Raw genomic sequence first — 10,999 nt, forward strand, 5'->3', positions numbered from 1 at the left:
CCCGAATAAGGAGGGATTTTCCGGAAGAAAATTCCAGAACATCCCTGACCGGAATATTCGAAATTAAATTTCCAAAACGGTCAATGTAAACAATCTTTCCGGAAATTTTATCGCCGGAAACCGCTGCTTTTAGCGGGTTCCCCCGCTGAAACGTTCGTGTTTCTACCCCCATTTCCGAGAAGGTCAGCCCATTTAAAAACTGGCCGGAGACCGGTGCAAAAATATCCCGGCCGTGAAATGTGGCACTGATCTCGGGCAGGAAAAATCGCTTTTCCGTGATTTCATAAACCCTGCAGGCCGATTCGGATGCAAAGACAGCACTTAACACACCATTGTCGGGTGCCAGAAACGCATAATTCTCCGTAGTGACGCCAATAATTTTTCGGTCTGTTCCCACACCCGGATCAACCACGATCGTAAAAAGTGTCCCTTTGGGAAAATATTTGTAGGTATTAAACAGGACAAAAGCCGCTTCGTCAATGGCCTGGGGCGAAATTTCGTGTGAAATGTCCACAATCTGCGCCTGGGGCGAAATCGACAGAACTACGCCTTTCATTATAGCGGGATAACCGTCTTTGGTACCGAAATCCGTAATCAGCCCCAGTACGGGTGGATCGGGCAATTGTAACAAATCATGTGTCATCTTTATCTCCTGTCCGAAAAAACAAGACCGGCGGCTCCAAACATGGCCGCCTGCTCTCCCAACTTCGATTGAAATATCTTCACATGCTCCGCCGGCCTGGGATTGATATTTTCAAAAAGAGCCTTTCGAAGCGACGAACCAAATAAATCAAAAGCATGGCTGATCGAACCGCCAATCACCACCGCATCGGGATCCAAAAAATTGACCATATGCGAAATAATGATTCCCAAATGCCTGCCAAACTCTTCCCACGCTTGAATGGCGGCTTCCTGGCCCAGACGGGCCCGCGATTCAATTTCTGGCCCGATGACCCTTTCTCCGGAATATTTTTCGTACATTCGGGCCAGTCCCCTTCCCGAAATGTATTCTTCAAACATGGAATCTCCGTAAGGAGACAGCCATATTTCGCCGGCTGTGCCTGTTGCCCCCTCAAATATCTTTTGATCGATGACAATCCCGCATCCGAAACCTGTACCAAGGGTCAGGCCGATGAGAATATTGGACCCGCGCCCGTGGCCAAAAATGGCTTCACCCAGTGCAAAAACGTTGGCATCGTTGTCAATTTTTACAGGCAGTCCAAACCGCTGTTCCATCCTTTTCTGCACAGGATAATTATGTAAAGACGGCAGGTTGTTCGGGGTTAACAACAGACCCGCTTTGGCATCCAGGGGACCCGGCAATCCCATGCCGATTCCCAGAATGTCTTCGGGAGGAATGTCCGCATTTTCAAGGGCCTGCCGAATGGGATCGGCAATGTTTTGTTCCACCTCTTGTGTCGACCGGTCCGCCCGTGTGGGCCCCTTGTAAATATCTCCGATTAATTCGCCCGTCTCCGATATCAGGGCCGCTGTAGTTTTGGTTCCGCCAACATCCACACCCATTGCATATTTCATTGAGCATAACTCTCCAGATTTCATGAGGTGACGTCTTTTTGCTTGCTATCCGATCGTGGCCCCAAAATGGCAAGTATTTCTTTTTCTGTAATAACCTCCTGTTTTAAGAGGGTTTGTGCCATCTTTTCCAATTTGTCCTTGTGTTCCTGAAGAAATTTCTTATCATAGTCGTAGCATTCCGAAATGATTTCCAGAACCTCATCATCAATCATTTGTTCGATTTTTTCAGAACGGCGCGCCGTTGTCGGTCCCTGTCCCAGAAGCAGGCCGCTATCCTGTTCGACAAGAGAAATATTGGGAATTTTCTTGCTCATTCCGTAAACAGTGATCATCTCGCGGGCAATTTTTGTGGCACGTTCCAGATCGTTGGAGGCCCCCGTGGAGATTTCCCCAAAGGTTACCTCTTCCCCGGCACGTCCTCCCAGTAATCCCTTAATTTTGCCAATTAGCTCATTATACGACATTAAATAACGATCTTCCAGAGGGGTTTGCAGCGTGTAGCCCAGAGCACCGATCCCCCGCGGCACAATCGACACCTTTTGAATGGGGTCGGCTCCGGGTGTAAAATGGCCGATAATAGCGTGACCGGATTCGTGGTAGGCTACAATACGCCGTTCCTTCTCGTTGATGAGCTTGTTTTTCTTTTCCAATCCGGCGATAATGCGCTCGATGGCATTTTCAAAGTCGACCATTTCAATTTTATCGCTATCCCTTCTGGACGCCAGAAGAGCCGCCTCATTGCAAACATTGGCAATTTCCGCCCCGGCAAATCCGGGAGTTTCGGCTGCCAATTTATGAAGGTCCACATCATCGCCCAAAATCAGGTCTCTCACATGGACACGAAAAATCGCCTCCCGTCCATTTAAATCCGGGCGATCGACCAGAACCTGGCGATCGAAGCGTCCGGGGCGGAGCAGGGCCGGATCGAGCACTTCGGGCCGGTTGGTTGCCCCCATAATGATAACCCCAATTTGTGCGTCAAATCCGTCCATTTCCACCAGCAATTGGTTCAGCGTATTCTCCCGCTCATCATATCCGCCGCTCATCGGCACATTGCCTGCCCGCTTTTTACCAATGGCATCCAATTCATCGATGAAAATAATGCATGGTGCTTTGGCCTGTGCTTCCTGAAAAAGATCCCGGACTCGGGCCGCCCCAACCCCGACAAACATTTCTACAAAATCCGATCCGCTTAGACTGAAAAAGGGTACCCCGGCTTCTCCGGCAACGGCTCTCGCCAAAAGGGTTTTCCCCGTTCCGGGAGGCCCTACCAGCAAAACACCTTTTGGCAGTTTTGCCCCCAACCGCGTGTACTTTTTGGGGTCTTTGAGATAATTGACAATCTCTTTCACCTCTTCAACCGCCTCATCAATCCCCGCCACATCACTAAAGGTCACCTTTTGACCGGAATCCATTTCGTAGAGCTTGGCTTTATTTTTGCCGATATTCAGCATGGTGCCGCCGGGTCTCATTTTGGCAAACACAATAATCCAGATAAAAAACAGAATGGTAAGCGGAATGATCCAATTCAGGAAAAAGTTTTTCAGCCAATTCGACTCCAATTTGCCCCGGTAGTCAATCCCGTGTGATTGAAGATCATCCAGCAGCTTATCATCCTTCAGCCGAATAACGGTAAATTCCCTTTTTTGTTGTTCCCGATATTTTTTCTCCATCTCCCCCCACTTTAAACGCCAGGGAGTCTGTTTGTGCGGGGTCACAATGTTTTCTGGGGCCCGGGCCTTAGAGGTGGATTTCTTAACTGTATCCGCAGGAGCCTTCAAAACCCCATAAATTTTTGTCTGGGTTATAACAACGCTTTCGATTTTATTCTGCGAAATCCAGTCTCTGAACTGTTTGTAGGAAATCTCCTTTACCTTTGGAGGAGAAAACATCAAATAGTCCAGAAACAGAATGGCGGAGAACACAATAATGTAGTACCAGATTGAAAACTTTGTATGCTTTTCCATAAAAGAAATTCCTTTTATTGGTTCGACTTTACCCCTGAAACGAAGTCTTCAATTTTCCAAAAATTACTGTTTTTGTTTGATCGAAAACGCCCGGCACCCAAATTGGGTTCCGTTGTGAGACGTCCGCCTGTTGGCGCACGACGAAGCAGTTACTCTTGAATTGCTGGGTCTCATTCAAGCATTATTTAATTTAATGAAGTCCGTTTCAAAAATCAATTGAATTTATTAAGGTAGGAATTAATAAGGACAAAAAAGGGCGGCTACTCGGCAACCGATCCCACGGTCATCGAGTGGCCGCCGCAGGCGAAGGAACAGAAATGACTGAATCCAGCTTCTCCCAAAATGCCCCGATACACCCCGCTAAAGCGGGCCACCCGGCTACCGGCCCTCCGGTCATTGAGTGGCCGCCGCAGGCGGATGTATCGAAATGACCGAATGCGGCTCAAGCCCTATTCCGGGATTTCAATGCCGTCTTCTCTGAATTCCCGCAGCTTATTGCGGAGGGTGCGGACACTAATGCCCAATTCCTCCGCCGCGCGGGTTCGGTTTCCGTTTGTCTCGCGCAAAACCTCCAGGATTTTCCGTCGCTCAATTTCTTTCAGATTTTTGGTGTTTCCCTGCCAGATACCGTTTTCGCCCTGCCAATCTTCTTCAAAGGCATTAAATGCAAGAAAGTGCTGCGCGCTCAGGACGGAATCCTTCGAAATAACTACGGCGCGTTCAATCGTATTCTCCAGTTCCCGGACATTTCCGGGCCAATTGTATTTCATCAGTAACTTCAGCGCGTCCTTGTCGATTCCCGAAATTTCTTTCTGATTATCTCGGGAATACTTCCGAATAAAGTGTTCAATCAACAAGGGAATATCATCCTTGCGCTCGCGCAAGGGGGGCAATTCAATGGGAACCACATTCAGCCGATAGTACAAATCCTCCCGGAAAGTTCCTTTTCGAACCTCCTCCTTCAGATCACGATTGGTTGTGGCAATAATGCGAACATCCACTTGCAGGGTTTCCGGATTGCCAATCTTTTCAAACTCCTTTTCCTGAAGGACACGCAGGAGTTTTGCCTGTAACGGAAGGCTCATTTCGCTAATTTCGTCCAGAAGAAGTGTCCCGCCATCGGCTAATTCAAAGCGCCCTTTCGTGGTACGAATGGCTCCCGTAAATGCGCCTTTCTCGTGTCCGAACAATTCGCTTTCGATTAGTCCGTCCGGTAATGCGGCACAATTTGTTTTGATAAAGGGTTTATTTCTGCGGCCGCTGTGATAGTGAATAGCCCGGGCAATAAGCTCCTTACCCGTCCCGCTGGCGCCCCGGATCAAGACAGTGGCCCGGCTTTGAGCAACCATTTCCACAATCTCGAAAACACGCTTCATTTTTTCGCTTTTGCCGATAATATTTGAAAAACCGTACTGCCGGTTAATTTCGTCCTTGAGATAGGTATTTTCCGTTTGTAAATCTCTGAATTTGAAATATTTATCTACAACCATTTCAATTTGGTCCACATTCAGCGGTTTCGTAATAAAATCAAAAGCACCCTGTTTCATTGCCTGAACAGCCATCTGCACGGTTCCGTACGCCGTAATGAGAATAACCCCGCAATTCGGATCAATTTTTCTGATTTTCTCCAGCAACTCCATTCCGCTGATATCCGGCATCCGGATATCCGAAATAATCAACTGAAACGAATCCTTCTCAATCTTTTTTAATGCGTTCTTCCCGTTTTCAGCCAGAACGACTTCGTAGGGATTGCGTCTTTCCAACGCCTCCAATAAAAACTCCTGCATCAACGGTTCATCATCAACAACTAAGATTTTTTTCCTCATTTGCTCCCATCCTTTTATTCAACAACCGAATAATTTCTTCACATTATTTGTTAGGATGCCTGAAATACCGGTCGAACCAACGGAAATTCCAGCGTCACAATCGTTCCCTTTTGGGGAGAACTCTGAAAGTGAATCGTGCCCCTGTGAAGATCAACAATTTTTCGAACAATGGCCAGTCCTAACCCGGGACCCCTTAATTTGGTTGAGGCAAATGGAAAATAGAGCTTTTCTTTGATTTCCTCCGGCATGCCTTCGCCTGAATCTGAAACAATAATTCGAAACGATTTGTGGTGGGTTTTTTGGATGTGAATGGTAATGGTTCCCCCCTCTGGCATGGCCTGAATGGCATTCTTCAACAGATGAATGAGCATTTGCTGAAACAACTGGGGATCCAATTCCGCCTCTAATTTCTGTTTGGGAAATTTTGTTTCTATCCGAATGTCCGATTGACTCTGTTTGACCTCAGAGATAAGAAATTCAAGCACATCATTTATGACCCACTTGATGGGCACTTTCCGGTAGTGCACGTGAACATCCCGGCTCACGAAAAGCAGGTTGCCGATAATTTTGTCCAGGCGCCCGACCCCCTCAATTATTTTTTTCACCAGCCGCTGTCTGGGATCATCCGGAGCAATGTCCCTTTCCAGAAGGGCCGCAAAACCACCAATGGCTCCCAGCGGATTCCGGATTTCGTGTGTCACATTTGCCGCCATTTCACCAAGGGCCGACATGGTTCGTGCATGCTGAACCTGTTTTTCCAGCCGGCGGATCTCTGTCAAATTCTCAAACACCTCAACGGTTCCCAATATTTCAGAGGCATCTCCTGTCACCAGAGAGATGCTGTATTTTATGGGAACCGGTTCGCCTGCCTGATTTAAGATTTCCTTCTCACCATTATGAATGTTCTTTTTCGATTCCAAAACGGCAAGCGGGGTTTGTTCCGGAAGAACTTTCGGACCAAAAACCTCACCGTAGGGTTTTCCAACGGCGTCGCGGGAATGAATTCCGGTAATCTCCTCTGCCGAGCGGTTAAAAATGGTTATTTTTCCCCGGGCGTCGGTGCAAATGACGCCGGCATTCATTTCTTCCAAAATACTCGACTGGTAGTTTTTAAGATGATTAACTTCTTCCAAACTGGCCGTTAAATCCTTATTCTTTTGCGCCAGTTCCAGATTAAGCTCGGCTACCCGCTTTTCCAGTTTGTAGTAAGCGCCTTTGAATTCATCCGTAGCTTTATTGAAATATTCAAAGACTTGAATCAGATTATTGATTTGGGTCGTATCTGCCGACACAGGTTCATGCGGAACGAGTGATTTTACCATATTACCCTCACATTAGGTTATCTGCACGAAGGCCGCTTTCATCCAATTTGAAAGTAACCCGGTGTACCGGTTGTTGTATTTTTTGTTCGAAATCATTAATTCCAATAATGACGCCTGGAAATACAAGATGCCTGGCCTGAATAAAAGGTTCTTCCAGAACAATATCCGCATTTTCGCCCAAAAGGACTTTGGTTTTTTCTTCAAGGGCTTCAATATCCAAATTAAATTGCTGGATCTTTTTGAGCAGATTCTCTAATTCCAGGGCCTTTTCCGGTGTTAATTTTGTGAGCCGCTTTTCAAGCATTCTCAAAAAATCCACTTTTTTCTGCAGGACATCGATATTTTTCTGAATTTTTTTTACTTCTCCTCTGGCACTCAGGATTTCAACCAGAACATGCGGGTCGATGTCATTTCCGATTCGCACTTCCGTGGGAAGACTGTTGGGCGACCCGATCTCCCGAGCCACAATGGATGTTGCGCTGATGACATTCCCTCCAATGATGGTTCCCTTTGGTACGCGAATTTCACCCTTTGCGTTCACCTGACTGTTGATGATGTAACGATTTACCTCGATATCCCCGCCGCTTCGGATAAAGGCTTCCTGGATGAAGTCCGCCTGAATCAGTTCACGTGCATACAGTTTGGCCTTCCCTTTGCCAAAAACCCCCCCGTCAATTTCGATTTTCCCTTTTCTGGAGGTCACCTCCGCGCCATCCACGTGTCCCCGTATGCGAACATTTCCATCGGTCGTTACTTTGAAACCGGTCTTGACATCCCCAAAAACGAGAACATCGCCCGTGTAATCGATGTCGCCTGTGGAAAAGTCCACATTTCGGCGGACAATAAAGACATTTTCAATATTCAGCAGATTTTGAAGAAAGAAAATATGCCCGCCAATTTTTGCGTATAGATTCAATCCGTCTTCCGAAATGGTCGTATTGAGCCCCCTGGGCAGGGGTTTGTCCTTTCCCGGTACGGCTTTAAGCTCCGTTCCAAAAACTGAAATCCCCGGCTCCCCTTTTGTGGCCGGAATCTTTTCAGCCAGATGTTGATTTTCTTTTACAATCTTTATGAGATTAATCTGGTGAAAATCCACACGCCCATTCTCCAAAATCAAAGGACGGCGGCTTATGTTTGTATCAATTTTATATTTGATTTCGGCATTTTTTCCGTGAACAGGCGGTTTCCCTTCGGCAATATGAACATTAATGACATTTTTTTGTTCTTTTACAATTTTGTCAATCAGCTGATCGTTAATTCCGTAACGGATATTGGCTTCCATCAATTTAAAGTGAATATCAAATGAAGAGATACGAAGCGGTTCCTCTTTTGGAAAACGAATGGAAAGATAAGCCGTTAACTGGTTGTCATCCACGCGGATGTGAATGTATTTATCTTTAATCCGATTATATCGCTCAAAATAGTCCCCGATCTTTGTCGGGACACCATCGGCCCTGGCTACGACACGGTGAATCACATCCAGATTTGCATTGATCACGCCCCGCCTGACCAACGCCCGCCGCACGTCTTCAAATTGAATGCGCCCCTTCAAATCGGGAGAAACGGTCATATAAATTCCATCCCGTTTCTGTCTTAAGTTCAGGCGCTCCAGCAAATCATAAATCATGAATAGATACCTTTCGCTTATGTCGTCAGGACAGCATAAGGCAAATATTATACCGATAGTATTTGAAATTTTATTGTATTGTTTATTATGGGGTTACAATTGCAGGAATTTACAATCGTTTAGGCAGTAAATGAATGAATTAGGGTAGAATTTTTCTGCCTTAAAAAACAAGATATTATAAGAGTAGGTAAATTCGTCCGTGTAGGAAAGAATTGCCGTATTTCTGCCCGTCTGGTAAAAAATCGAACAGTTTGAAGCGGTAAATTCTGCCGAGTCGTTAAAGAGGTATTCACCACAATTATTCACCACAATAAATTGTGGTGATTGTTCAAGGCTTTTTGGCAGGAAACAACCGTTATTTCGATATACTTAAAATTGCCTGCCCATTAAACCCGAAATGATCCCCCTCTTTTGTACAATTTGTACAATCACCATAATTTATTATGGTGATAATGGTGATAAATGGTACGGTGATAAATGCTACCAAATGGCAATAAAAAACCAGGCTCTTTGCTGCATTTTATTCTCTCGATAAAACGGCTACCCCTTTAAAAAAACGGTTTGGTGATACTCCTGAAGACTTTTAACCTGCAAGTCATTTACACGAAGCGCCTTAATCGCTTCAACAGCGGCGGTGGCGGCCGAAAGGGTCGTGAAATTGGGAATATTCCGCTCGATCGCAATGCGATTCATGGCATATTCGTCGTACCGCGACGCTTTGCCAAGGGGCGTGTTGATCATCATCTGGATGTTTCCGTTAATCACGGCATCCACAACGTTGGGTCTTCCTTCATTCACCTTAAAAATCATCTTCACATTCAAACCGGCTTTCTCCAGGGCGGCAGCCGTCCCGCGCGTGGCCACCAAATAAAAGCCCAATTTGGCCAGTTCTTTTACAATGGGAATTACCTTCTTCTTATCATTATCATTAACGCTCACAAAAACAGTCCCTTCAAGCGGCAGGTTGAGCCCGGTTGACAAGTGGGCTTTTGCAAAAGCCAATCCAAAACTCTCACCCAATCCCATAACTTCACCGGTGGATTTCATCTCCGGTCCCAGATAGGTATTTGTACCGGGAAATTTTTGAAACGGGAAAACAACCGATTTCACCGCATGGTAGTGAATCACCGGATCCCGCGTGAGCCCCAGCTCCCGGAGGGTTTTCCCTACCATCAGTTTGGATGCAATTTTGGCCAGAGCGATTCCCTTGGCTTTGCTTACGAACGGTACGGTTCGGGATGCTCGCGGGTTCACTTCAAGAATGTAAATTATGCCATCCTTTATGGCAAATTGTAAATTCAGCAATCCTACCACACCCAGCGCTTTTGCAATTTTTCGCGTGTGTTCCTTGATCGTTTCCACCTGTTCCGGGGTAATCATAAAGGGAGGCATCACACAAGAGCTGTCTCCGGAATGGATACCCGCCTCCTCGATGTGCTGCATTACCCCGGCCACGATCACATCCGTTCCATCCGAAATGGCCTCAACATCCCCCTCAAAGGCATCTTCCAAAAACTGATCAATTAACACCGGATGCTCTTCGGACACATCGATGGCGCGTTCCATGTATGACCGAAGAGAGTCTTCATCGTACACAATTTCCATGGCCCGGCCTCCCAGAACATAAGAAGGCCGAATGAGAATCGGAAAACCGATTCTTCGGGCAATGTCCATGGCCTCATCAGCGGAGTAGGCAAACCCGTTCTCCGGCTGGCGCAGGCCGAGAGATTTTAGGAATGCTCCGAATTTTTCCCGATCCTCCGCCAAATCGATGTTTCGGGGCGACGTTCCCAGAATGTTGACGCCGGCTTCTTCCAGACGCAGAGCCAAATTAAGCGGCGCCTGACCGCCAAATTGGACAATTACCCCATCCGGCTGCTCGACCTCGATGATGTTCATGATTTTTTCGTAGGTAATGGGTTCAAAATAGAGCCGGTCAGCCGTATCGTAATCTGTACTTACGGTTTCGGGATTGCAATTCACCATGATGGTTTCGTAACCCTCTTCCTGAAGCGAAAACACCGCGTGTACAGAACAATAGTCAAACTCAATTCCCTGTCCGATGCGATTGGGGCCGGAGCCCAAAATCATAATTTTGGGTTTATCGGAGCGAACCGCCTCATTTTCATGATCAAATGTGGAATAAAAATAAGGCGTCTCCGCTTCAAATTCAGCGGCACAGGTATCCACAGATTTAAAGGAAGCCTCCACGCCCAATTTCTTCCGGAGGGTGCGAACCGCTTCTTCGGTCATTCCCCAGGACATGGCCAATTGAATATCCGAATACCCCATCTTCTTAAAGCGGCGCATCGAATCGGCTGAAATCAAATGGGTCGTCTCTTTTGCCCGAAGGATGTCCGGTTCGAGATCTACAATCTCTTTAAACTGGTGCAAAAACCAGGGATCGATTCCTGTGATCCGGTAAATCTCCTCAATTGAAAAATGGGCCAGCAGGGCTTCGCGCAAATAAAACAGTCGCCAGTGATCGGGATGTTTCAATCGATCCACCAGTTTTTCCCGAAAGCTCCCCTGGCGGAATTTCCGGATCTGTACCTCATTCGTGGAATGGTCCAGGCCCAGTCCAAATCGGTGAATGTCCAGAGACTGTACGGCCTTGCCGAGAGCCTCTTTAAAGGTACGGCCAATGGACATTGCCTCGCCGACCGATTTCATTTGGGTACCCAATTTGGCATTGGCCGTGGGGAATTTTTCGAAGTCCCA

8 protein-coding genes are annotated in these 10,999 nt (G+C 46.8%); all 8 read right to left on the bottom strand.

Annotated features, from left to right (window positions below):
- Positions 1-643 (bottom strand): SAM-dependent chlorinase/fluorinase (locus GXO76_09090; protein ID NOY78007.1); only part of this gene is annotated, 643 nt, incomplete at its 3' end.
- A gap of 2 nt (positions 644-645) precedes the next feature.
- Positions 646-1,536 carry an ROK family protein gene (locus tag GXO76_09095; protein ID NOY78008.1) on the bottom strand — a complete coding sequence of 297 codons (891 nt, stop codon included), beginning with the start codon at positions 1,534-1,536 and terminating at the stop codon, positions 646-648.
- Positions 1,537-1,556: 20 nt separating this feature from the next.
- Complete coding sequence (gene hflB, locus GXO76_09100) at positions 1,557-3,503, bottom strand: ATP-dependent zinc metalloprotease FtsH (protein ID NOY78009.1); 1,947 nt, start codon at positions 3,501-3,503, stop codon at positions 1,557-1,559.
- 260 nt (positions 3,504-3,763) lie between these two features.
- Positions 3,764-3,949, bottom strand: a complete 186-nt coding sequence (locus tag GXO76_09105) for a hypothetical protein (GenBank protein NOY78010.1) — start codon at positions 3,947-3,949, stop codon at positions 3,764-3,766.
- Between the two features lie 3 nt (positions 3,950-3,952).
- Positions 3,953-5,329 carry a sigma-54-dependent Fis family transcriptional regulator gene (locus GXO76_09110; protein NOY78011.1) on the bottom strand — a complete coding sequence of 459 codons (1,377 nt, stop codon included), beginning with the start codon at positions 5,327-5,329 and terminating at the stop codon, positions 3,953-3,955.
- Between the two features lie 50 nt (positions 5,330-5,379).
- Entirely contained in the window at positions 5,380-6,651 is a 1,272-nt protein-coding gene (locus tag GXO76_09115; GenBank protein ID NOY78012.1) for a PAS domain S-box protein, read from the bottom strand.
- Between the two features lie 7 nt (positions 6,652-6,658).
- A complete protein-coding gene (locus GXO76_09120) occupies positions 6,659-8,278 on the bottom strand; it encodes a DUF342 domain-containing protein (GenBank protein ID NOY78013.1) in 1,620 nt (539 codons plus the stop codon).
- A gap of 540 nt (positions 8,279-8,818) precedes the next feature.
- Positions 8,819-10,999 (bottom strand): carbamoyl-phosphate synthase large subunit (carB, locus tag GXO76_09125; protein NOY78014.1); only part of this gene is annotated, 2,181 nt, incomplete at its 5' end.

This window comes from Calditrichota bacterium (assembly GCA_013151735.1).
Classification (GTDB): domain Bacteria; phylum Zhuqueibacterota; class JdFR-76; order JdFR-76; family BMS3Abin05; genus BMS3Abin05.

Excerpts from the sequence above, each read along its gene's own strand:
- GXO76_09095 (NOY78008.1), bottom strand. The coding sequence starts at position 1,536 with ATGAAATATGCAATGGGTGTGGATGTTGGCGGAACCAAAACTACAGCG.
- hflB (NOY78009.1), bottom strand. The coding sequence starts at position 3,503 with ATGGAAAAGCATACAAAGTTTTCAATCTGGTACTACATTATTGTGTTC.
- GXO76_09110 (NOY78011.1), bottom strand. The coding sequence starts at position 5,329 with ATGAGGAAAAAAATCTTAGTTGTTGATGATGAACCGTTGATGCAGGAG.
- GXO76_09115 (NOY78012.1), bottom strand. The coding sequence starts at position 6,651 with ATGGTAAAATCACTCGTTCCGCATGAACCTGTGTCGGCAGATACGACC.
- GXO76_09120 (NOY78013.1), bottom strand. The coding sequence starts at position 8,278 with ATGATTTATGATTTGCTGGAGCGCCTGAACTTAAGACAGAAACGGGAT.